Source organism: Bradyrhizobium sp. IC3195, from assembly GCF_020193585.1.
GTDB lineage: Bacteria > Pseudomonadota > Alphaproteobacteria > Rhizobiales > Xanthobacteraceae > Bradyrhizobium > Bradyrhizobium yuanmingense.
Genome location: NZ_JADYVG010000001.1, coordinates 139,714 through 161,727 on the forward strand (window position 1 = coordinate 139,714; position 22,014 = coordinate 161,727).

The following is a 22,014-nucleotide window of genomic DNA, read 5'->3' on the forward strand; positions in this document are numbered from 1 at the left end:
TCCCGCCGTGCGCTCCTCGGCGCGGGCGCAGCGATCGGAGGCACGGCCCTTGCGGGTCCATGGCCCATGGCGTTTGCCCAAACCGCTGGATCGCAATCCGGGCCCCGGGTCGCCGCGCTCGGCTGGGCCTGTGCCCAGACGATCCTGGCGCTCGGCGTCGTGCCGCTGGTGATTCCGGAGATCGAGCGCTATGGCCGGCTCGTCGTCGAGCCGCCCGTTCCGTCCGCGGTTCAGGAAATCGGTCTGCGTTCGGAGCCAAATCTCGAACTGCTGCAGAGCTTCGCGCCCGACATCATCGTCATCGACCCCAGCATTGCGGCCGCCGTCCCCCGGCTCAAGCTGATCGCGCCGGTCGAAACGTTCACGATCTTCAGACCCGGCGGGCATCCTCTCGACACGGCGCGCCATTCGACGCTGGAGCTTGCCAAACGCCTCGGGGTGCAGTCGGCGTGCGAAGCCTATTTCGCCCGTTTCGACGTCGCCATGGCCGGCTATCGTGAGCGGCTCCGGGGTCGCGGCGGCGAGCCGCTCTATCTCGTCAGCGAGATCGCGCGCAACCGCGCGCTCGTGTTCGGTCCGAACAGCCTCTATCAGGAGGTGCTCGATCAGTGCGGATTGAGGAATGCCTGGACGGGACAGAGCGGCCCATGGGGCCATACCAGTGTTGGGCTCGAAGTGCTCGCCGCGGTTCCGGACGCGCGGCTGGTGTTGATGACCTCGCGGGTCGCCGATGTCGAAGCGCTGCTGAAAGCAAGCCCTGTGCTTCAAACCCTGCCGTCTCTTCGGTCGCATCGGCTGACGGTCCTGGGTAATCAATTTTTCTATGGCGGCGTGCCGGCGGCCGAACGTTTCGCCCGCCTTCTCGCCGAACGTCTGCCGCGGGAAAGCCATGAGCAAGGTTGAGGCACTGCCGGCCCGGTCCGGCTTGGAGATGCATCCGGCGGTGCTGATCGGCTTGCTGCTGGCAGCCGCGGCCGCGCTGACCTGGCGCAACCTGTCCGGATATCTGCCCGCAGGCGCCTGGCTGCCGGTGTTGTGGCGGCCCGAGGTCACCGATCCCCAGCAGATGCTGGTGCACTACACCGTGTTTCCGCGCATCGCAGTGGCGCTGCTGGCCGGCGCAGCCCTCGGTCTTGCCGGCACGGTCTCTCAGCAGGTGTTGCGCAATCCGCTTGCGGAGCCGAGCACCATCGGCGTCCTGAACGGCGCCTATCTTGCGCTGGCCGTGACGACCCTGTGGGCGCCGTCGCTGCTGGCCTTCGGCCGCGAGTGGATTGCGCTGTGCGGCGGGTTCGCTGCGTTCCTGTGCGTGTTCGGGCTGACCTGGAAGCGTGCGCTGTCGCCCGTCGTCCTGGTGCTCGCTGGATTGATCGTCAGCTACTACTGCGCGGTGACCACCCAGGCGCTGGTGCTGCTCAACCACGAATATCTGATCGGTCTGTTCATCTGGGGCGCCGGCTTCCTCAATCAGCAGGATTGGAGCAACGTCACCTTCCTGGCGCCGCGGCTGCTGATTTCGATCGTGCTGATCGCGGCGATGGTTCGTCCGCTGACCCTGCTCGGCTTCGACGACGAGACCGCGCGCAATCTCGGCCTCGGATTGACGAGGGCCCGGGTCTTCGCGCTCGTCATCGCGATCGCGCTCAGCGCGTCGGTCGTCAGCGTGGTCGGCGTCATGGGATTTGTCGGTTTGTCCGCGCCGGCCATCGTCATGCTGTCAGGCGCGCGCCGCTTTCGCGACCGGCTGATCTGGGCGCCACTTTGCGGCGCCCTGCTGCTGTGGCTGACGGATCAGCTCGTGCTTCTGATCCCGCCCGGCTATCGCGAAATGCCGGCCGGTGCGGTGACGGCCCTGATCGGCGCGCCAATGTTGCTCGTGCTGCTGCCACGGCTGCGAGCCACCATGCCGATGGGAAACCTCACGCCATCCGCTCCGGCGCGGCTCGATCATCCCTGGCGCGTGATCCTTTTGGCCTTAGTCTTGCTGCTGCTCGCCGTCTGGATCGCGCTGGCCCTCGGCGTCGGCTCCGACGGCTGGCGCTGGAGCGGCCTGTCGGGCTTGCAGGAATTCTGGCCGTGGCGCTGGCCGCGCGTGGTGTCGGCGCTGGCCGCGGGCGCGACGCTGGCGGTCGCCGGCACGCTGCTGCAGCGGATGACCGGAAACCCGATGGCCGCGCCGGAGGTCATGGGCATCAGCTATGGCGCCGCGATGGGCGTGATCGTTCTGCTCTATCTCTTTCCCGCCCACACCCGGCTGGAGCAGATTGCAGCGGCCGGGATCGGCGCCTTCATCGTGCTGGCGCTGGTGCTGCAGTTCAGCCGGCGGTCCGAGTTCAGTCCGGAGCGCGTGCTGCTGGCAGGCGTCGCCATGAGCGCGGCATTCGGTGCGATCATTGCCATGGCGCTGGCGACAGGCGATCCCCGCATCGGCACGCTGCTGTCGCTGCTGACAGGCTCGCTCTACCAGATCGGCCCGGCCGAGGCCGCAATCCTCGCCGCCGCGGCGCTCGTTCTGCTGATCATGGTGCCAATGCTGTCCCGCTGGCTTGATATCCTGCCGCTGGGATCTGCGACCTCGCGTTCGATCGGCATCTCGCTGACGCGGAGCCGCGTCATCATCATGCTGCTGACGGCGTTGCTGACGGCGACGGCCACGCTGATGGTTGGTCTTCTGAGCCTGGTCGGCTTCATCGCGCCACATATGGCACGGATGATGGGGGCGCAGCGCGCGCTGCATCAGGCGGCGCTGGCCGCGTTGATCGGGGCGATCCTGATGGTCACGGCGGATTGGGCCGGACGCATGGTGATCTTCCCGTTCCAGATGCCCGCCGGCATCTTCGCCATGATGCTTGCTGGACCCTATCTCATCTGGCTGCTGCGCCCGCAGCGCGGTTGACGGCGCTCACCGCGCGAAGCTGATGAGATGGCCATGGTCCGGCGACGGCATCACGCCCATGGGGATGCCGTAGATGGTTTCGAGCTCGGCCGGCGTCATGATCTTGTCCGGTGTGCCGCGCGCGATCAGCTTCCCGGAATGCAGCGCGATGATCTCGTCGCAGAAGCGGGCGGCCATGTTGACGTCGTGGAGCACCACGACCACGCCGAGATTGCGCTCGCGGGCGAGCTGCCTGACCAGCGACAGCACTTCGATCTGATGAGCGATGTCGAGCGCCGAGGTCGGCTCGTCGAGCAGCAGGCACTCGGCATCCTGCGCAACCAGCATGGCGATCCACGCCCGCTGGCGCTCGCCGCCGGACAACGTATCGACCAGGCGATCCGCAAAGGGTTCGATATGGGTCAACGCCATGGCGTTTGCGACCTTCTCGCGGTCGATGTCACCGAACCGTCCGAGCGCGCCGTGCCAGGGATAGCGACCGAGTGCGACCAGCTCCTTGACCAGCATGCCGGCGGCGGGCGGCGTCTGCTGCGGCAGGTAGGCGACCTTGCGGGCATAGTCCCGATCGCTCCAGGCGCGCAGTGCGCGGCCTTCGAAACGAATCGTTCCCGACGAGCTCGGCTGCTGGCGCGACAACAATTTCAGCAAGGTCGATTTGCCGGAGCCATTATGGCCGATCAGCCCGACGACGCTGCGTGCGGGAAGAGATAGCGTCAGCGGTTCGAGCAGCGCGCGCCCGGCCACGGCGAAGCCGACCTGGTCGAGCTGGAACAAGGGCGCGGGCGCTTCCAGTGAGGCCTGCGTGACGTCGGGCAAGGCGAGCGTCCTTTCGCTCGTCTGCGCGTGTTGGATCGTCATGGTTGGCGTAGGCTCCAATAGGCGACGGCCAGAAGCTGGTCACGGGAAAGCTTTCGCTCATCGCGCAGATGGTTGCGCAGGGTCTTCAGCGCCTGCGCCTCACACGCGATCCAGGCGAAGACGTCCCGATGGTCCGGCCATCGCACTGCCTTGACGGCGTCGACCAGGAGCTGCGTCGTCCCGGCTGGACGGCCCTCGCGATGCAACCAGCGGATTGCTACCCCGGCCGGGGCGACCAGCGGAACTTCCTCGCGCCGATCCGCGACCTCGATAAAGGCCTCACCCGTCGCCGTCGCCGGCAGCGTCTCCAGAATTCGCGCGATGGCGGGCAGGGCGGTTTCGTCGCCCGCCAGCAGCACCCAGCGCGCCGGACGAATGCCCCGGCCGAGCGGGCCGGCCATGCCGCAGATGGCACCGGCCGTCGCGTTCACCGCGAACGCCGAGCCCGGCCCGGCATGATCATGGACCACGAAATCGATGTCGATCTCGCGGCTCTGCAAGTCGATGCGGCGGATCGTGTAATAACGGGTGACGGGCCTGCGATCGGGCTCCGGCCACAGGATACGTCCGTCGGGCGCGGGCCACGGCCATTCGGGCTTGGCGAGGCCCTCGGGCGGGAAGTACAGCCGCACGTGCAGATCGTCGTCATTCACGAAACGGGCGATATCGTCGCCCGTGAAGGTCAGCCGCCGCATGTGCGGCGTCAGGGTGATCGCGGCCTTCAGCCGCACTTCACGGAAATTAGCCAGCGTGCCGCCGTTGGATTCATGACCGGACCAAATGATGGTTGGGGCAATGTCGCCCGCGAACTCGATCACATGCGAGGCGACGACCGAGCGCAGCATTTCCAGATTGCCCTTGTCGTTGGCCTCGACGCGGATCTTGAGCGCTTCGGCCTCGACGGCGAGGGAACTGGTGCCGAACGGCAGTTTCGCCACCATGAGACCGTCCCGGTCCTCGAAGGCGATGTCATGCTCGGCCAGATGATCGATCATCCGCGCGGCGAGGCCGGCGGCGTCGGGAAGCGCGATGCGGGTTTCGGAGATCAGCAAGTCCAAACTCATTCTCCACCGGCCTGTCCGATGCCAGCCTGCAAGCGCTTCAAATGTCCGGATGTCGCGGCCTGGCACGGCTCTGGATCAAAAATCCTGCTCGCTCGCCGGCTGCGATGCAAAAGCGATACTACCCGCATCATATTAAAGGCATTGCCGATCCCAAATTAGAATCCATCGAAAGAGCAGCGAAAATAACCGCTGGAGTTGCGGTGCTGCCATCATGTATTCGCATCACTTCGGCACGGCTTGTCCGGCCATATAGGTTCGCTTCAGGTCTCCTCCAGCGCGGCTCTCATCATGAACTCACGAAGCGGCCTGACGACGCAGATCCTGCAGCTCCTGCGGCCCTACTGGCCACTCGTGCTCGGCGGCAGCGTTCTCGGAGTGGTCGGCGGTGCCTCCGTCGCGGCGTTGCTCGCGGTCGTGAATCATGGGCTTTATGCCACGCAGGCCGACGTGGTAACGCTGTTTTTCGCCTTCGCTGGCCTGTGCCTTTTGATCCTGATCGGTTCCATTGGCGCCGACATCAGCGCCAATTTTGTCGGACAGCGGATCATCGCCGAGCTTCGTAAGTCGCTCGCCGCCAAAATCCTGGCTGCGCCGATCGATCAGCTCGAAATCTACCGGACGCATCGCCTGATCCCGGTTCTCACGCAGGACGTCGACACGATCAGCGATTTCGCGTTCTTCTTTTCGTCCTTTTTCGTGTCGCTCGTGATCGCGCTCGGCTGCATGGTTTACCTGGCGGTGCTGTCTTGGCAGCTTTTCCTGATCACGGGAGTCGTCATCGTGCTGGGATCGCTGGCGCATGGATATGCGAGGACGCGCGGCGTTCGCGGCTTCAGCACCGCGCGAGAGGCCGAAGATCAGCTGCACAAGCAATATCGCGCGATCGCCGAAGGTGCCAAGGAGTTGCGCCTCAATCGGGTGCGCCGTCGGCGCGTCTATGTCGAGCAGCTCCAGCAGACCGTCGACCGGATCAGCTCGGTGCAGATCAGGTCGATCAATCTGTTCGTGACGGCGCGGGCGTTCGGGACGATGCTGTTCTTCGTCGTGATCGGCGTGGCGCTGACCTTGCGACCGTTCCTGTGGCCCGACAGTCCCGCTGCGGTGTCCAGCGGGTTCGTGCTGGTGCTGCTCTTTATGCGCGGGCCTATTGACCAGGTCATCGGCATCCTGCCGGCGCTCGGTCGCGCCCAGGTCGCGATGCGCCGCATTGCGGAGCTCTCGGGGCAGTTCTCGAGCCCCGAGCACGATCTGCTGGCCAGTGCGCCCGCTGCACCCGGCAAGACCGCCATCGAATCCATCGAGCTCCGCGGCGTAACCTATGCTTTTCGCGCCGTGCCGGGCAGCGATCCCTTTGTCCTCGGGCCGGTTGATCTGTTCGTTCGGCAAGGCGACATCGTCTTCATCGTGGGGCAGAACGGCAGTGGAAAGACGACCCTGATCAAGTTGTTGCTGGGCCTTTATGCTCCGCATGGCGGCGCCGTGCTGCGCGACGGTTCGCCGGTCCTGACGGAGACACGCGACGATTACCGCCAGCTCTTCACGACCATCTTCTCCGACTATTATCTGTTTGAGGATCTCATTCGTGGAGAGGGCGTGGTTCCTGATGTGGCGGAACGCTATCTCCAGCGGCTGGAGGTCGCGCACAAGGTCTCGGTCGAGAACGGCGTGTTCACGACGACGGACCTGTCGAGCGGACAGCGCAAGCGATTGGCGCTGATGAATGCATGGCTGGAGGAAAGACCCGTGCTCGTGTTTGACGAATGGGCCGCGGATCAGGATCCGGCGTTCCGGCACATCTTCTATACGGAGCTGCTGCCCGATCTGAAGCGTCTCGGAAAGACCATCATCGTGATCTCACACGATGATCGCTATTTCGGGATTGCGGATCATCTGGTGCGGCTGCGCGACGGCAAGATCGTCGCAAGCGAGGCAAGGGCCAGCAACGTCGCTGGGCCTTCCGCAGTTCCAACCGATGCGCCGCTTTAGACACAATGTAGCGAGCCGCTGGCGCCATCTGTCGCACAAATGACGGCATACGATCCCGTTTTGCGACAGGCCGTCAGATTTGTAGAGAATCTAATCTGCGTGTGCGCGCATTCCTTGTCAGCCTGTAGGCGAGTGATCTACACCACGCCTCAGCGATGATCGAGATGCGAGGGCCGGATGAACAAGGCTTCGGATTCCGGGACCGGACCTCGTGCGTTCCCGGTCGGCCCATATTCCGCTCAGACCGTTTTCCAAGAGGGCGATCGCCTTCGCGTCGTCGCCGCCGATGTGACCGCGTTGGAACTGCGTCTGCGCGAGCGCGTCGATCACCTCGATATCCTGAATGCCTCGGACGACCGCGAGGTTGCGGCACGGGCGGTGTCGGCGTCCGCCGAGGCGCTGTTTGCCTGGCGACCTGGCGCCGATCGACTTGTTCTGGACTTCGCTGGAAGAGCGCCGCTTGCACGAGAGCTGACCGAGAGTGGTCTTGCCATCATGTCCGAGGGGCGACTGGTGCTGCTGCCCGAACTGGTGATGCAGCGGCGGGACAACTGGCTGGTCAACCCCGGGCGACCGCCATTGCCGCAACTCCACGTCATGACGGACGGCAAGCGCCATCCGCGCCGCGCCGCAAAGCCGGCGGGAAAGGTGTACGGTCGTTTCATTCCCTGGCTGTCGGAGGTCATCTCGTTTCGCGTGGCCGATCTCGAGAATGACCTCCATTTGTTGCACCGCTGGATGAACGATCCTCGCGTCGATGCATTCTGGAACGAGGCGGGCGATCTCGACAAGCATCGGCGATATCTGGCCGGCATTCTGGCCGATCCTCATATGCTGCCGTTGATCGGCTGCTTCGGCGAGCAGCCGTTCGGCTATTTCGAGCTCTATTGGGCCAAGGAAAATCGCATTGCGCCGTTCTATGATGCCGACGACTATGACCGGGGATGGCACGTGATCGTGGGCGAGGACGCTTTTCGCGGCGGTCGTTACATCAGCGCGTGGCTGCCGTCTCTGATGCACTACATGTTTCTCGAAGATTGCCGCACGCAGCGGATCGTCGGGGAGCCGGCGGCGGCGCATGCGCAGCAGCTTCGCAATCTCGAGCGCTCGGGATTCGCAAGGATCAAGAACTTCAACTTTCCCCATAAGCGCGCGACCCTGGTCATGCTGTTGCGCGAGCGCTTCTTCGGCGATCGGCTTTGGCTTCCGGCAGCCGCCGGCCCAACGGTCTCGTCTTAAAGCGCAAGCGGAGCGCGGCTTCATGTCCCATCAACTTGCGATCGAGCACGACGTCATTGGCGTCGGATTCGGGCCTTCCAATCTCGCGCTCGCCATCGCATTGGACGAATGCGCGAAGCGATCACGGCTGAAATGCACGCCGCTGTTCGTGGAGAAGCAGCCGCACTTCACCTGGCATGGCGGCATGCTGCTTCCGGGCAGCGACATGCAGATATCGTTTCTCAAAGATCTGGTCTCCTTGCGCGATCCGACCAGTCCCTTCACCTTCGTGAACTACCTGCATAAGCGCGGCCGCCTACTGGATTTCATCAACTGCCGGACGTTCTATCCGAGCAGGGTCGAGTTCAACGATTACCTGCAGTGGGTGGCGAGCCATTTTAAGTCGCAGGCCGCTTACGGTGAGACCATCGTCGCCGTCGAGCCGGTGACGGTCGGGCAGACGGTGACGTCGTTGCGGGTGCATTCGCGCTCGCTCGCCGGCGGGGAGACCGTGCGGCTGGCGCGAAATCTCGTGGTCGCGGTTGGAGGCCAGCCCTATGTTCCGCAGGTGTTTGCCAAGGCTACCGACGATCGCAGGCTGCTGCATTCCAGCCGCTATCTCGACCTGATCGAGCGCGTTGTCCCGCGCGGCCGGTCCGTGCGTGTGGCCGTCGTCGGTGGCGGACAGAGCGCGACCGAGGTAACAGTCGATCTTCATGGCCGATGTCCCGAAGCGCATATCGATCTGATCTTCCGCGGCCATGCTCTCAAGCCGTCCGACAGCAGTCCCTTCGTCAACGAGATCTTCAACCCGGACTATACGGACTTCGTCTACGCGCAGCCTGCCGAGCGGCGGGATGCGATCGTCCGCAACTTCCGGAACACCAACTACGCCGTCGTCGATGCCGACCTGCTGGACCAGCTTTATCGGCTGCTCTACCAGCAGCGCGTCGGTGGCGACACAAGGGTCATGTTGCGTCCCCGCAGCGAGATTTCCAATGTGGATGCGGGACCGGACGGCATCGAGATCGGCGTGATTGACAAGTTCCGCGGCGAAAACCGTCGTTCGACTTATGACGTGGTCGTGCTGGCGACGGGATACGACAGGGAGACGCCGCACGGGTTTCTCGAACCGATCCGCCGCTACATTCGCGATGCGGCGCTGGATCGCAACTACCGGCTCGTGATCAATCCGGCGTTCCGGCCGCAGATCCACCTCCAGGGCTATTCGGAATCCTCTCACGGTCTGAGCGACACGCTGCTTTCGGTGATTGCCGTGCGGTCGCAGGAGATTGCGGAGTCTCTGCTCTCGACAATCTCGCGCCGGGAACTCATCGCCTAGAACACGATCCGGGAGAGATCGCAGCTCCAAAAGCCTTGCGCGGATCGAGATTGAAACGCATCACGAATCGTCCCGTTCTCATTACACAATAGCCGGCGTTCTCGCGGTCACCCTGCAACGTGTTCCGCTATCGCTTTGGGGTTCCCCGATCTAGAACCTGTCTAATCGAGATCAACCGCAGCGTGTACGTGTGAGACAACGCCGATTGGCTTTGCTAGAGGAGTTCTTAGAACGATCTTGGAACGTCTGAAAGTCTAGCTGGAATTGACCGTGAGGAAAGCTCTCGTTCCCAAGCAGGGGCAAAGCCTTCTCCCTGAGCGAATTGCAGGCATTCTGGTTCACAGTCCGCTTGCAGCGTTGGTTGGCAAAGAGCCCGTGACGCGCATGCACTACCTCCTCGAGATTGCGTCGCTTCACACCAAGACCGAGCTCCTGGCGCAGCCGGGCTTGGGACGTTCAGGCGTGCGTCGCATCGAGAACTGGATGGCCTCTCACGGACACCGCATGCGCGACGTGAATGAGAGTCTCGATAGCGTCATCTGCCGCTTTGCGTTCCGACGTTCTTCCGTTCGGAAAGGAAACGTTCGTTCTCTCCCCTTATCGGCGTCGCCCTCGCGTTTCACGCGGGCAGCTGGTGGCTAAGGCGGTACATGCGTCGGCACAAGCAGGTCGATTGTTTTCAGGCGCTGTCTCACGAGCTTGAGCATTGGACCGGCGCCCCCTGTCGAAGCCAGCGAGCTCGCCCGAGTGCTCGCAGGCGAGCTACTGCTTGAGCTTGGTGTAGCGCCGCGGCGTACGCCAATCCTCGCGGCCCGCAACAAGCGAGGTAAGGACGGCCGAGTGGCGAAGCCTGATCTGATCAGGCGCAACCACGCTGCACAGATTTGCTGCATGGCGACGTGATTGGAGCAGCCTGCGCTGCAATAGCGTGCTTGATTTCGCTTTCGATCTCTCATGTTGGTTAGGGGCTATCGTGTCCACGACATGTGCACCGGGAGATCAAGGCAAATCTTCCGACGGCCCACGTGAGTGAGCATGCTCTTCGCGCGCTACTCGCTGGCAGCGGACTGGTCGCGTTCGACGTGTACGCGTTCGAGCGCGGCGCCGCGCCGTGCTGCCGCGAACCGCTTGCCGTCTGGTCTGGCGCCGGCCTTCCCCGCGCCGATTGGCTCGCAGAGCGTGCCATCGGGCCCGGCACGGTCATGAAATCCGCTATTCCCGTCGGGGGCTCGAAAGTCTATATGATCCATATGTTGTCTCATCGCTTTTCCGTGGCCCCCATGATGGATTGGACCGACCGGCATTGCCGGGTGTTCCACCGTCACCTGACGCGGCGGGGATTGCTCTATACCGAGATGCTGACGACCGGCGCGATCATTCACGGCGACCGGGTGCGGCTGCTTGGGTTCGACGCGGTCGAGCACCCCGTGGCGCTTCAGCTCGGCGGATCGGATCCGCGCGAGCTCGCGGCGGCGGCACGGATCGGCGAGGACTTCGGTTATGACGAGATCAATCTCAATGTCGGCTGCCCGTCCGATCGTGTGAAGGATGGCCGTTTCGGCGCCTGTCTAATGGCCGAGCCGGAGCTGGTGGCGAGGTGCGTCGACGCGATGAAGCGCGTGGTCGCCGTTCCCGTCACGGTGAAGTGCCGCATCGGCATCGATGATCAGGATCCGGAGGTCGCGCTCGATGCGCTCGCGCGTGCGGTGGTCGCCGCGGGCAGCGATGCGTTGATCGTGCACGCCCGCAAGGCCTGGCTCAACGGCCTGTCGCCGAAGGAGAACCGCGATATCCCGCCGCTCGACTATGATCGCGTCTACCGGCTCAAGCGCGCGATGTCCGATGTGCCCGTCATCATCAATGGCGGCGTTCGGAGCATCGACGAGGCAAAGGCGCATCTTGCCCATGTCGACGGCGTGATGCTCGGCCGCGCCGCCTATCAGGAGCCGTGGCGGCTGCTCGCGGTCGACCACGAAATCTTTGGAGGGCCGGCGCCGCACGCCACCATGCAGGACGCGCTCGAGGCGATGATGCCCTACATCGAAGAGCAGCTCGCGCACGGCACGCGGCTGCACGCGATCACGCGGCATTTCGTCGGCGCATTTCATGCTGTGCCCGGCGCGCGTGCGTTCCGCCGGCATCTTGCCGAGCAGGGTGTGAAGCCCGGCGCCGGTCTCGACGTGCTGCGCGAGGCGATCACGTGCGTCGGGGCCCGCGCGCCGGCTGAGGCGGCCTAAATGAGCGGGAGCGTGATCCGGAAAAGTGCGCAGCGGTTTTTCGAAAAGATCATGTTCAAACAACAACCTAAAGCGCGAGACGATTCATCCTAATCGCATCGCGCTTTAGTCGACCGCCGTGCGCGCGCGGCGGGGACTGCGCTGCTGCTCCGGATACCCTGTCAGCATCAGCGTGTCGGCGCGCACGCCCCAGCTTTCCAGCCGGTCGAGGAAGCTCATGCCGAGCAGATTGGTCTTCATCTGGCCGCGCTGCACGACGAGGGCCGGCACCGACTTCTCGACCAGCTTGCCGACGGCGAGACGGTCGAGCGTGAGCCGCGCTGCCTTGGTGTGGCCGCCCGCGGTCTCGAGATCGACGTCGTATTCAAGCATCTCGAGCGGCAGCCCGATCGCCCTTGCGGTTTCCCAGGTCAGCACCACCGACGTCGCGCCGGTATCGATCACCATCGGCGCAGTGACGCCGTTGATCTTCGCGCGCAGCGTGAATTCGCCGCCCTGGCCACGCGGGATCTGCACGGCCGGCGCCGGGGAGGCTGCTTGTGCGCGAAAAATATGCGAGACCTTGTGGCTGGCGCGCGCGATCTGGTCGGGATCGCCATAGGCGACGACGGCACCTGCCGTGCCGGCGAGCATGATCAGGACGAGCAGGAAGCGGATCATCGCGCGCCTCCAAGGGCACGCAGGCGGATCAGACGTGCTTTGGGGATCCAGCGATCCGCACTAGTCCGGCTTCCGTCATGCGCTCCGGCAAGAGGGCCATGATCGCGCGCCGGTCCGCGCTCTCCATGGCGTGCCAGCGTGCGATCTCCGGCAAGGTGCGGCCGCAGCCGAAGCACAGCTTCGTCTTGGGATCGATCATGCACACGGCGACGCACGGCGTTTCTTTGCTCATACGGACATAGTGGGGGATGATCGGGCATGTCTGCAAGCATCTCGTTAAGAGCCTGTGCCGGCACTCATGATCGGCTTGTGCCGCGGCCGGCGTTTCTCGTCCGGCACGACGGAGCTCTCCGGCTGGAGCGGTGGAGAATCGTCCGAGAGTGGGGCAAGCGCGCTCATCACGCGCTCCGGCGGGAATGTGACGATCACCTCGGTGCCGATGCGCAGCTTCGATTTCAACGTGAACGTGCCGCCGTGCAGGTCGATCAGGTTCTTGGCGATCGGCAGGCCGAGGCCGGCGCCCTGTTCGGCCGACTTGATCGAATTGGAGCCCTGGCCGAACGAGGCGAGCACGACCGGGATCTCGTCCTCGGGAATGCCGGAGCCGGAATCCCTCACCGAGAGATATTGTCCGCCGGAGGCGGTCCAGCCGGCCTTGAGCCAGATCTCGCCGCCCTGCGGGGTGAACTTGATCGAGTTGGAGAGCAGGTTGAGCACGACCTGGCGGATCGCGCGCTCGTCGGCCCAGAGCCGCGGCATCGCCTGCTCGAACACTTCGTGGATGGTGATGCCGCGGCTCGAGGCACGCAGCTTCATCAGATGATGGCAATCGGCGACGATGCCGACCAGGGACACCGCTTCCTCGTTGAGCTCGTAACGGCCGGCTTCGATCCGCGACAGATCGAGGATCTCGTTGATCAGGTTGAGCAGGTGCACGCCGGAATTATGGATGTCGGCGGAATATTCCTTGTAGACCGGTACCGCATGCGCGCCGAAAATCTCGCTCTTCATGACCTCTGAGAAGCCGAGGATGGCGTTCAGCGGCGTCCGCAGCTCGTGGCTCATCTGCGCGAGGAAGCGCGACTTGGCGACGTTGGCGGCTTCGGCGCGGTGGCGCGCTTCGTCCGAGATTGCCTTGGCCTGCTCCAGCTCGCCGATCAGCGCGTCCTTTTCCGCACGTGCTTCCAGCGTGGCGAAGGTGGAGGAGTGCAGGCGGTGCGCCAGCAGCACGAAATAGCCTTCGGCGGCGAGCGACAGCGCTGCCAGGATGTAATTGTCCAGCGATCCGGTCGTCACGAAGCTTAGCGCCATCGCAACCGCGACCGGCGCCGTGGCGGCGAGGGCTGCGATCGGCAGATTGGCCGCGAGCATGCTCGATACTGCGATCACCAGCAGCATCAAGAACATCATCAGCGTTTCCGTGACCATGTCGAGCACGGGATGGATCAGGATCGCCATCCAGCACAGGCCATAGAGCAGGTCGAGCACGACGAAGCGCGTCCGCCATGCGCGTGTCGCGGCCGGCGAGGCGGGCTCGGTCAGGAAGCGCCGGCAGCTGCGGATCATGGCGCTGTGGATGCAGAGCATGCCCGCGGTCCAGGCCGCGGCCGGGATCGGCTGCATCCATAGCCCGAACAGCACACCGGTCGCCACCACCAGGAGCATCACGACATAGGAGGCCGACAGCCGGGTCTGGGCGTATTGCCGCAGCATCTCGGCGTCGAAAGCCGGCCGGGTTCCACTGGTCGACGTTAACTTGTCGCGCGCCTCGCGCACCCGCTGCGCCGCAGCCCTTCGGCTGCTCGCCGATGGCGCGCTCACCGGCTCGGCCGGAAGCTGCACGACCTCAGGCTTTTCAGCGGGGTTACTCATCAAGCAACACGGATTCCTGCCCACGCCGGACGCGGGCTTTCTGCATTGTCTATCTCTGGCAAGAAATCCTTAAGAGCTGACTTAAGGAGCTAAAGAATTACGTTAACCGAACGTTAATTCATACGCAGTCCGGGCGGCCGCTTTCATCAACCCGCGCTTCAATCATCTGAAGAAAACGAGCGTGACCAACCCGAAGACCGGCAGCAGCAGGACGGAGGTCCAGGCCATGTATCCGAAGAAGCCGGGCATGCCGACACCACTCGCTCGGGCAATTGCGTACACCATGAAATTGGGCGCGTTGCCGATGTAGGAGTTTGCGCCCATGAACACCGCACCGGCGGAAATCGCGGCAAGGGTCAAGGCGCCGTTCGTCATCAGATGCTTGGCGTCGCCTCCGGCAAGTTCAAAGAAGACCAGATAGGTCGGCGCATTGTCGAGAAAGGATGAGAGCAGGCCGGTCAACCAGAAATATGCGGCATTGTTCGGCGTGCCGTCGGCGTTGGTGACCATGTTTACGACGGAGGCAAACGCGCCGGATTTGCCGGCGTTGAGAATCGCGAGCACGGGAATGATGGTGATGAAGATCGCGGCAAACAGCTTTGCCACTTCGATCATCGGGCCCCAAGAGAAGCCGTTCGCGTCGTGGTCCTCCTTCGAGGTGACGGCGAGAGATGCGAACACGACTCCGATCATCACGGCATCGCGCAGGAGATTCTGCACCTGGAGATGCGTGCCGAGAACTTCAAATCCGCCGAGGTCGAGCTTGGCACTCAAGAGGATCGCAGCGATGATGACTCCCATCAAAGCGAAGTTGAGGCCGCCGCTGATCCGCAAGGGATTGTCCGGAGTTGGGTCCGGTTTGACGCGGCCTTCCTTGCGATAGAGATAAGTATCGATGCAAAAGAACAGGGCGAGCAGAATCCAGGCCGCGAACGTGGTCTGGGGAAGCAGGTGTGTCGTCGTCCAGAAAAAATCCACGCCGCGCAGGAACCCCAGAAACAGCGGGGGATCTCCAAGGGGGGAGAGCGAACCGCCGATGTTGGACACCAGAAAGATGAAGAAGATCACGACGTGCGCGTTGTGCCGCCGATCGTCATTGGCGCGGATCACCGGTCGGATCATGACCATTGAGGCGCCGGTCGTGCCGATGACGCTCGCGATCAGAGTGCCGAGAGCGAGCAGCAGCGTATTCAGGACGGGGGAGCCGTGAAGATTGCCGCGCACCACGATTCCGCCGGCGACGGTAAACAGAGCGAGGAGCAGCAGAATGAACGGGACGTATTCGAGCAGCGCCGTATGAACGAGCGCTTGGACGGTTGGAAGCGGGCCGTACCAGATTGCAAGCGGCAGCGCGATCAGGGTGGCCCACATCGCGGCAATCTTGCCTTGGTGATGCTCCCAGAAGTGAGGCGCGGCGAGCGGAAATATGGCGATCGAGAGCAGCATCCCCGCGAATGGAAGCGCCCATTGCGGGCCAATGCTGGCACCATCGAGCGATGCGGCAAGCGCCTGTGCAGGAGATCCAACCAGGATCAGGAGCGCGACCGGGAGCAGGCGCGCGATGAGCCGGGATCGCCGCACGCCCAAACCTGCGGCAATCCTGGCGGTTCGGAGTCGAAGCTCCGGCGCGAATTCGACGCGGGCAACAGCAAGGATGGCGGCGATCACGCTAAGCAAGGCTCCCCCCGGAAGTCTATGGTTGTTCGGTCGGTGCGCTCGACACAATTCGTCGCGGCCGAGGTCGCGACGAAGTTCAAAGCCGGCTACGCCGAACCAGGCCGCAACAGAGCGTCAGCGTTGCAGGCGTGCGAGCAGGCTCGACGTATCCCAGCGCTTGCCGCCCATCTTCTCGACCTCGGAATAAAACTGATCGACGAGCGCGGTCACCGGCAGATTGGCGCCGTTGCGGCGGGCTTCGGCCAGCGCGATCGAGAGGTCCTTGCGCATCCATTCGACCGCGAAGCCGAAATCGTACTTGTCCTCGTTCATGGTCTTGTAGCGGTTCTCCATTTGCCAGGACTGGGCGGCCCCTTTCGAGATGGTCTCGATCACAGCGGCGACGTCGAGGCCGCTCTTCTTGGCGAAATGGATGCCCTCGGAGAGGCCCTGCACCAGACCGGCGATGCAGATCTGGTTGACCATCTTGGTCAGCTGGCCGCTTCCGGCGGGCCCGAGCAGCTTGCACATCCGCGCATAGGCGCCCGTGATGATCGGCTCGGCGCCGGAATAGGCGTCCTGCGCGCCGCCGCACATCACCGTCAGCACGCCGTTCTCGGCGCCGGCCTGGCCGCCGGAGACGGGGGCGTCGACGAATTTGAAGCCGGCCTTGGTCGCGGCTGCGTCGAGCTCACGGGCGACCTCGGCGGAGGCAGTGGTGTGGTCGACGAAGGTCGCACCCTTCTTCATGCCGGCGAAGGCGCCGTCGGGGCCGATCGTGACCGCGCGCAGATCGTTGTCGTTGCCGACGCAGCACATCACGAAATCCTGACCCTCGGCGGCGGCCTTCGGGGTCGGTGCGGTCTTGCCGCCGAACTTGTCCGCCCATTCCTTTGCCTTCGCCGCGGTGCGGTTGTAGACGGTGACCTCATGGCCCCCTTTTTTCACGAGGTGTCCGGCCATGGGGAAGCCCATCACGCCAAGACCGAGGAAAGCGACTTTAGCCATAGTGGTACCTTGTCCGTAGTTCGGGTTTACGGTTCTTGCCAAGCGAGGGATGCCTGGGTTCCGCGGTGAGGGCGGACCGGAGGCGCACCATAAACCCTTGAGGCCAGAGGGCAACGGCTTCGTTTGGCGGCCTGCCGTGCTAGGGTGGCGACCCAAGGACTTCAAAACAAGGGAGCGAGAGCATGGGCGGCGTGAGCGTAGGCGTCCTCGATCATTTCAACATCCGGACCCGGAATCTGGCCGAGACCGTCCGCTTCTACGAAGACGTGCTGGGCCTGGAAAAAGGCGCGCGGCCGAACTTCGCCTTCCCGGGCGCCTGGATGTACAGCGAGGGCAGGCCGGTGGTTCACCTCGTCGACATTTCCCCGACCGACGAGCCACAAAAGCCGGATTCCGGCGTTGTCCACCATGTCGCCTTCGCCAGTCGCGGCTTTGACGGTATGAAACAGCGGCTGGCGTCAAAGAAGATCAAGTTCGAGGCCCGCCAGGTGCCCGGTGGCGATCTCTGGCAGATATTCGTCCACGACCCCAACGGGGTCATGATCGAGCTGAACTACGAGGCTGCCCTGGAGCAGGGGGCGGCGCCGGCCGAAAAGGCGGACGATATCGGCAGACAGTAGCCTTTTGGGCGTTTCCGCTCTAATGGGGCATCCTCAACTGCAGGAGATGCGCTTTGAGCGTGACGCAGCAACAGGTTCTCGATAGCCTCGCCAGGGTCCAGTCGCCCCGCGGGGTCGCACTCCCCCATGCCAATGTGCTGAGCGCGATCAGCGCCTCCGACGGCAAGGTATTCTTCTCGATCAATGTCGACGCCGCCGAGGCAAGAGCCTGGGAATCCGTCCGGGCCGAAGCGGAAGCCGCCGTGCGAAGCATTCCCGGTATCACCACCGTCATGGTGGCGCTGACCGCCGAGCGCAAGCCGGGCTCCGCGCCGCCGCCACCCCCGCAGCCGAGCCGCGGCACGCCCGGCGTGCAGCCGGCCCATGCCCACAAGCCGCCCCAGGGCGGGGGGTCGCCGATGGCGCGGCAATCGGAAATTCCCGGCGTTGCCGCCGTAATTGCGGTCGCCTCCGGCAAGGGCGGCGTCGGAAAGTCGACCACGGCGCTCAATCTGGCGCTCGGCCTGCGCGACCTCGGCCTCAAGGTCGGGCTGCTCGACGCCGATATCTACGGCCCCTCGGTGCCGCGCCTGACGGGCCTGCGCGACAAGCCGGAGCTGAACGACGAGCGCAAGATGATTCCGCTTCGGCGCTTCGGGCTCGCCATCATGTCGATCGGCTTCCTGGTCGAGGAGGAGACCGCGATGATCTGGCGCGGTCCGATGGTGATGTCGGCGGTGACGCAGATGCTGCGCGACGTCGAATGGGGCAAGCTCGACGTGCTGGTCGTCGACATGCCGCCGGGCACCGGCGATGCCCAGCTCACGCTGGCGCAGAACGTGCCGCTCAAGGGCGCCGTGATCGTCTCGACCCCGCAGGACCTGTCCCTGATCGATGCGCGGCGGGGGCTTGCCATGTTCAAGAAGGTCAACGTGCCCGTGCTCGGCATCGTCGAGAATATGAGCTACTTCCAATGTCCGCATTGCGGCACCAAGTCGGATATTTTCGGCCATGGCGGGGCGCGGCACGAGGCCGAGAAGCTCGGCGTCCCATTCCTGGGCGAGATCCCCCTGCACATGGCGATTCGCGCCACCTCGGACGCCGGCAATCCCGTGGTCGACAGCGAGCCGGACGGCCCTCATGCGGCGATCTACCGCGCCATTGCCGGCCAGGTCCGGGACCAGCTCAAGGGTGTCATCGCCGCGGCCTGAATGGGGGGCACCGCGGCAGGCTCCGGGGCATGCGACTTTCGTAGAGCCCCGTCATGTCATTGTCGCGTTCCGAAACCGGGCTGGCCGTGTTAAAGGCCCCCCGCAGTCAAGCCCCTTCGGTTCGACGCGACCTCAACGCGTCGCCGGAACGAGCGGCGGCAAGAAGAGAAGTCAAGGGGAAACGCCCCAGCAAGGAGAGACCTGAAGATGAAGCGTCGTGATTTTCTCAAAGTGTCGGCAGCAGGCGCGGCGGCGACCGCGGTGGCCTCGCCGGCGATCGCACAGTCCTCGCCCGAGGTGAAGTGGCGCCTGACTTCGAGCTTCCCGAAGTCGCTCGACACCATCTATGGCGGCGCCGAGCAGGTGGCGAAGTACGTCGCCGAGATGACTGACAACAAGTTCCAGATTCAGGTGTTCGCCGCCGGCGAAATCGTCCCCGGCCTCCAGGCGCTCGATGCGACCTCGAACGGCACGGTCGATATGTGCCACACCGTCTCGTACTATTACGTCGGCAAGGACCCCACCTTCGCGATCTTCGCCTCGGTGCCGTTCGGCCTCAACGCGCGCCAGCAGAACTCGTGGCTCTATCAGGGCGGCGGCAACGAGCTCGCCAACGAGTTCTTCAAGAAGTCGAACGTGATCGGCTTCCCATGCGGCAACACCGGTACCCAGATGGGCGGCTGGTTCCGCAAGGAGATCAAGACCGTTGCCGACCTCTCCGGCCTCAAGATGCGCATCGGCGGCATCGCCGGCCAGGTGCTGCAGAAGGTCGGCGTGGTGCCGCAGCAGCTCGCCGGCGGCGACATTTATCCCGCGCTGGAGAAGGGCACGATCGACGCCGCCGAGTGGGTCGGCCCCTACGATGACGAGAAGCTCGGCTTCGCCAAGGTCGCCAAGTACTACTACTACCCCGGCTTCTGGGAGGGCGGTCCGACCGTCCACGCCTTCGCCAACCTGGAAAAGTTCAATGCGCTGCCGAAGAGCTACCAGGCGATCCTCACGAACGCGACGGCGAACGCCAACAGCTGGATGGCTGCGCGCTACGACATGCAGAACCCGGCGGCGCTGAAGCGCCTGGTCGCCGGCGGCACCCAGCTGCGTCCGTTCACCAACGAGGTGCTGGAAGCCTGCCTCAAGGCGACCAACGAGCTGTGGGCCGAGGTTTCTGGCAAGAACGCCGACTTCAAAAAGGCCATTGACTCCATGCAGGCCTACCGCTCCGACGAATATCTGTGGTGGCAGGTTGCCGAATATACCTACGACAGCTTCATGATCCGCTCGCGCACCCGCGGCTGATCTCCGGCTTAGGTCGTAAGACCACTAGCCCGGCCTCCCCAGGAGGCCGGGCTTTTTCTTTGCGATCGGGATGGCATTCGGTCCCGTGATGTTCCATGCTGTCGGCAAGCCTCGCAAAGAAGGCTCCACAATCAGATCCATCAGGGTAGGAAATCATGAAGAGAAGAGACTTCATCAAGGTCACAGGACTTGGCGCGGCCGGCGCCGCCACGCTCGCGGCTCCCGCGATCGCGCAGTCGATGCCGGAAATCAAATGGCGCATGCCGACGAGCTGGCCGAAATCGCTCGACACGCTGTTTGGCGGCGCCGAGATGATGTGCAAGATGGTTGCCGAGGCGACCGACAACAAGTTCCAGATCCAGATCTTCGCGGCCGGCGAAATCGTGCCGGGCCTGCAGGTGCTCGACGCCGTGCAGAACGGCACCTGCGAGATCGGCCACACCGCGTCCTATTATTATTTCGGCAAGGACCCGACCTTCACCTTCGGCTCGGCCGTGCCGTTCGGTCCCAACATGCGCATCAACCAGGCCTGGTACATGCTGGGCGGCGGCCGCGACGTGCTCAACGAGTTCTACAAGGGCTACAACGTCATCTCGCTGCTCGCGGGCAACACCGGTTGCCAGATGGGCGGCTGGTTCAGGAAAGAGGTCAACACGCCCGACGATCTCAAAGGCATGAAGTTCCGCATCGGCGGCTTCACCGGCCGCGTGCTCCAGAAGCTCGGCGTGGTGCCGCAGCAGCTCGCCGGCGGTGACATCTATCCGGCGCTGGAGAAGGGCACGATCGACGCCGCCGAATGGGTCGGGCCCTATGACGACGAGAAGCTCGGCTTCTACAAGATCGCGCCGCACTACTACTATCCCGGCTGGTGGGAAGGCGGTCCGATGCTGATGGCTTTCGTCAACCTCGACAAGTGGAACGCGCTGCCGAAATATTACCAGAGCGTGCTGGAGCAGGCCGGCCACTACGCCAACAACTACATGATGGCGCGCTACGACAACGCCAATCCGCTGGCGCTGAGAAAGCTGCTCGCGGGCGGTACCAAGCTGCACGCTTTCTCGCCCGCGATCATGGATGCCTGCTACAAGGCGGCCAAGGAGCTGCACGCCGAAGTCGCTGCGACCAATCCGAACTTCAAGAAGGTGAACGACTCGCTCGCCAAGTTCACGAGCGACGGCTATTCCTGGTTTCAGGTCGCCGAGGTCGGCTACGACATCTTCATGGCGCGGCGCTCGCAGAGCTGATCGCGTCCCGATCGGATGCGGCACGCCCCGGAGCGAAGGCTCCGGGGCGTTGTCGTTGCGGTATTTGGAGGTCATCAAACAAAAATTCGAAAACAACCCCATGCACAGTAGGCGGGAGCAGCATTATCAATGACTTGGCGGCATGACCTGCGGCGCCACCATGAGCGACTGCGAAATTGCCGAATTTTTTGACCCGTCGGGCAAAACAGTGGTAGACATGCATCATCGACCGATCCGTCGTACCGCTGGACGATGGCCGGATGCGCTTTGATCCCGCTGAAATCCAAAGAGCACTGCGCAAGGCATGGTCGCTGGCGACGGCCAGTCAGTGGACTGCGGACAATCCCGCGGCGGGGCAGTGCAACGTCACTGCGCTGCTTATTCACGAACTCTTCGGCGGTGATTTGCTGAAGACGCCTCTGCCGGCCGGAGACCATTTCTATAATCGGATCGGCGGCGAGAGGTACGACTTCACGGCGAGCCAGTTCGATCGGCCGATCGCTTACGCGGATCTACCTGCAAGTCGGACCGACGCAGAGCTGGGAGCGACACGCGACCAGCTGGCGCAATTGAGAACGGCCTTTCGAGAGCAGTGTATCCAACCAGACGAGCGGCAGCCGAGGCTTGGTCTGGGATCCTAGCGAACGACGCCAGCGGCGTCATCCGTGCTCGGAATGAGCCAATCGAGCCCCACCAGGCATGCTTCGATGATCACGAGGGCGGCAAGGCCGCCGAGCCAGCCAAAGAAGACGACGGCAAAAGTCCCCAGCAACAGCGCGCAAAAGAGGTCGGCAAGCATCTTGCAAATGCGGTCGCTTTGATCCTGTCCGGAATGGAAATACGGCATCGGGCTCCTCCAGGCGCAGC

The 22,014-nt window shown here is 63.9% G+C and carries 19 protein-coding genes; 11 read left to right on the forward strand and 8 right to left on the reverse strand.

Going from position 1 to position 22,014, the window contains the following annotated elements:
• The first annotated feature begins 66 nt into the window (after positions 1-66).
• A complete protein-coding gene (locus I6F09_RS00525) occupies positions 67-903 on the forward strand; it encodes an ABC transporter substrate-binding protein (protein ID WP_225187254.1) in 837 nt (278 codons plus the stop codon).
• Positions 890-2,896 carry a Fe(3+)-hydroxamate ABC transporter permease FhuB gene (fhuB, locus tag I6F09_RS00530; protein WP_225187255.1) on the forward strand — a complete coding sequence of 669 codons (2,007 nt, stop codon included), beginning with the start codon at positions 890-892 and terminating at the stop codon, positions 2,894-2,896. The genes I6F09_RS00525 and fhuB overlap by 14 nt, the downstream gene beginning before the upstream one ends.
• Before the next feature lie 6 nt (positions 2,897-2,902).
• Here the strand turns inward: fhuB and I6F09_RS00535 are convergent, their stop codons facing one another.
• Positions 2,903-3,754 carry an ATP-binding cassette domain-containing protein gene (locus tag I6F09_RS00535; protein WP_081494481.1) on the reverse strand — a complete coding sequence of 284 codons (852 nt, stop codon included), beginning with the start codon at positions 3,752-3,754 and terminating at the stop codon, positions 2,903-2,905.
• Positions 3,751-4,812: a siderophore-interacting protein gene (locus I6F09_RS00540; RefSeq protein ID WP_158284413.1), complete on the reverse strand. Its 1,062-nt coding sequence runs from the start codon at positions 4,810-4,812 to the stop codon at positions 3,751-3,753. Before I6F09_RS00540 ends, I6F09_RS00535 begins: the two co-directional genes overlap by 4 nt.
• A 294-nt stretch (positions 4,813-5,106) precedes the next feature.
• On the opposite strand from I6F09_RS00540, the gene I6F09_RS00545 reads away from it, so the two are divergent.
• The 4 genes from I6F09_RS00545 (at position 5,107) to dusA (ending at position 11,601) form a co-directional block, all read left to right on the forward strand.
• Entirely contained in the window at positions 5,107-6,804 is a 1,698-nt protein-coding gene (locus I6F09_RS00545) for a cyclic peptide export ABC transporter (RefSeq protein ID WP_050995851.1), read from the forward strand.
• Between the two features lie 177 nt (positions 6,805-6,981).
• Positions 6,982-8,043, forward strand: coding sequence for a GNAT family N-acetyltransferase (locus I6F09_RS00550; RefSeq protein WP_225112787.1), 1,062 nt, complete (start codon positions 6,982-6,984; stop codon positions 8,041-8,043).
• 22 nt (positions 8,044-8,065) lie between these two features.
• Positions 8,066-9,364, forward strand: a complete 1,299-nt coding sequence (locus tag I6F09_RS00555; RefSeq protein ID WP_225187256.1) for a lysine N(6)-hydroxylase/L-ornithine N(5)-oxygenase family protein — start codon at positions 8,066-8,068, stop codon at positions 9,362-9,364.
• Between the two features lie 1,250 nt (positions 9,365-10,614).
• Entirely contained in the window at positions 10,615-11,601 is a 987-nt protein-coding gene (dusA, locus tag I6F09_RS00560; protein ID WP_225187467.1) for a tRNA dihydrouridine(20/20a) synthase DusA, read from the forward strand.
• 105 nt (positions 11,602-11,706) lie between these two features.
• Here the strand turns inward: dusA and I6F09_RS00565 are convergent, their stop codons facing one another.
• The 5 genes from I6F09_RS00565 to I6F09_RS00585 all read right to left on the reverse strand — a co-directional run bounded on the left by I6F09_RS00565 (position 11,707) and on the right by I6F09_RS00585 (position 16,797).
• Complete coding sequence (locus I6F09_RS00565; RefSeq protein ID WP_036001607.1) at positions 11,707-12,261, reverse strand: TIGR02281 family clan AA aspartic protease; 555 nt, start codon at positions 12,259-12,261, stop codon at positions 11,707-11,709.
• Positions 12,262-12,289: 28 nt separating this feature from the next.
• On the reverse strand, positions 12,290-12,493 hold the full coding sequence (locus I6F09_RS00570; protein WP_036001604.1) for a DUF1289 domain-containing protein: 204 nt from the start codon (positions 12,491-12,493) through the stop codon (positions 12,290-12,292).
• Positions 12,494-12,537: 44 nt separating this feature from the next.
• Positions 12,538-14,133 (reverse strand): HAMP domain-containing sensor histidine kinase, encoded by a 1,596-nt coding sequence (locus I6F09_RS00575; protein ID WP_036001601.1) that lies wholly within the window; start codon positions 14,131-14,133, stop codon positions 12,538-12,540.
• A 162-nt stretch (positions 14,134-14,295) separates the two neighbouring features.
• A complete protein-coding gene (locus I6F09_RS00580; RefSeq protein ID WP_225187468.1) occupies positions 14,296-15,687 on the reverse strand; it encodes a sodium:proton antiporter in 1,392 nt (463 codons plus the stop codon).
• A gap of 237 nt (positions 15,688-15,924) precedes the next feature.
• Entirely contained in the window at positions 15,925-16,797 is an 873-nt protein-coding gene (locus tag I6F09_RS00585) for an NAD(P)-dependent oxidoreductase (protein WP_036001597.1), read from the reverse strand.
• Between the two features lie 182 nt (positions 16,798-16,979).
• On the opposite strand from I6F09_RS00585, the gene I6F09_RS00590 reads away from it, so the two are divergent.
• The 5 genes from I6F09_RS00590 (at position 16,980) to I6F09_RS00610 (ending at position 21,788) form a co-directional block, all read left to right on the forward strand.
• Positions 16,980-17,417, forward strand: coding sequence for a VOC family protein (locus tag I6F09_RS00590; protein WP_036001594.1), 438 nt, complete (start codon positions 16,980-16,982; stop codon positions 17,415-17,417).
• Positions 17,418-17,470: 53 nt separating this feature from the next.
• Positions 17,471-18,607, forward strand: coding sequence for an Mrp/NBP35 family ATP-binding protein (locus I6F09_RS00595; protein WP_225187257.1), 1,137 nt, complete (start codon positions 17,471-17,473; stop codon positions 18,605-18,607).
• Between the two features lie 207 nt (positions 18,608-18,814).
• Complete coding sequence (locus tag I6F09_RS00600) at positions 18,815-19,903, forward strand: TRAP transporter substrate-binding protein (RefSeq protein WP_036001589.1); 1,089 nt, start codon at positions 18,815-18,817, stop codon at positions 19,901-19,903.
• A 155-nt stretch (positions 19,904-20,058) separates the two neighbouring features.
• On the forward strand, positions 20,059-21,147 hold the full coding sequence (locus I6F09_RS00605) for a TRAP transporter substrate-binding protein (protein WP_225146538.1): 1,089 nt from the start codon (positions 20,059-20,061) through the stop codon (positions 21,145-21,147).
• A 260-nt stretch (positions 21,148-21,407) separates the two neighbouring features.
• Positions 21,408-21,788, forward strand: a complete 381-nt coding sequence (locus tag I6F09_RS00610) for a hypothetical protein (RefSeq protein ID WP_225187258.1) — start codon at positions 21,408-21,410, stop codon at positions 21,786-21,788.
• Here I6F09_RS00610 and I6F09_RS00615 read toward each other — a convergent pair.
• Positions 21,785-21,946 carry a hypothetical protein gene (locus tag I6F09_RS00615; protein ID WP_225187259.1) on the reverse strand — a complete coding sequence of 54 codons (162 nt, stop codon included), beginning with the start codon at positions 21,944-21,946 and terminating at the stop codon, positions 21,785-21,787. The two genes, I6F09_RS00610 and I6F09_RS00615, sit on opposite strands and share 4 nt — an antisense overlap.
• Between the last annotated feature and the right edge of the window lie 68 nt (positions 21,947-22,014).

Bases quoted from the DNA above. Each gene is read 5' to 3' on its own strand.
- I6F09_RS00570 (WP_036001604.1), bottom strand. From the start codon at position 12,493: ATGAGCAAAGAAACGCCGTGCGTCGCCGTGTGCATGATCGATCCCAAG.
- I6F09_RS00590 (WP_036001594.1), top strand. From the start codon at position 16,980: ATGGGCGGCGTGAGCGTAGGCGTCCTCGATCATTTCAACATCCGGACC.
- I6F09_RS00565 (WP_036001607.1), bottom strand. From the start codon at position 12,261: ATGATCCGCTTCCTGCTCGTCCTGATCATGCTCGCCGGCACGGCAGGT.
- fhuB (WP_225187255.1), top strand. From the start codon at position 890: ATGAGCAAGGTTGAGGCACTGCCGGCCCGGTCCGGCTTGGAGATGCAT.
- I6F09_RS00610 (WP_225187258.1), top strand. From the start codon at position 21,408: ATGCGCTTTGATCCCGCTGAAATCCAAAGAGCACTGCGCAAGGCATGG.
- I6F09_RS00575 (WP_036001601.1), bottom strand. From the start codon at position 14,133: ATGAGTAACCCCGCTGAAAAGCCTGAGGTCGTGCAGCTTCCGGCCGAG.
- I6F09_RS00545 (WP_050995851.1), top strand. From the start codon at position 5,107: ATGAACTCACGAAGCGGCCTGACGACGCAGATCCTGCAGCTCCTGCGG.
- I6F09_RS00585 (WP_036001597.1), bottom strand. From the start codon at position 16,797: ATGGCTAAAGTCGCTTTCCTCGGTCTTGGCGTGATGGGCTTCCCCATG.
- I6F09_RS00615 (WP_225187259.1), bottom strand. From the start codon at position 21,946: ATGCTTGCCGACCTCTTTTGCGCGCTGTTGCTGGGGACTTTTGCCGTC.
- dusA (WP_225187467.1), top strand. From the start codon at position 10,615: ATGTTGTCTCATCGCTTTTCCGTGGCCCCCATGATGGATTGGACCGAC.
- I6F09_RS00550 (WP_225112787.1), top strand. From the start codon at position 6,982: ATGAACAAGGCTTCGGATTCCGGGACCGGACCTCGTGCGTTCCCGGTC.
- I6F09_RS00555 (WP_225187256.1), top strand. From the start codon at position 8,066: ATGTCCCATCAACTTGCGATCGAGCACGACGTCATTGGCGTCGGATTC.
- I6F09_RS00535 (WP_081494481.1), bottom strand. From the start codon at position 3,754: ATGACGATCCAACACGCGCAGACGAGCGAAAGGACGCTCGCCTTGCCC.
- I6F09_RS00525 (WP_225187254.1), top strand. From the start codon at position 67: ATGGCGTTTGCCCAAACCGCTGGATCGCAATCCGGGCCCCGGGTCGCC.
- I6F09_RS00600 (WP_036001589.1), top strand. From the start codon at position 18,815: ATGAAGCGTCGTGATTTTCTCAAAGTGTCGGCAGCAGGCGCGGCGGCG.
- I6F09_RS00605 (WP_225146538.1), top strand. From the start codon at position 20,059: ATGAAGAGAAGAGACTTCATCAAGGTCACAGGACTTGGCGCGGCCGGC.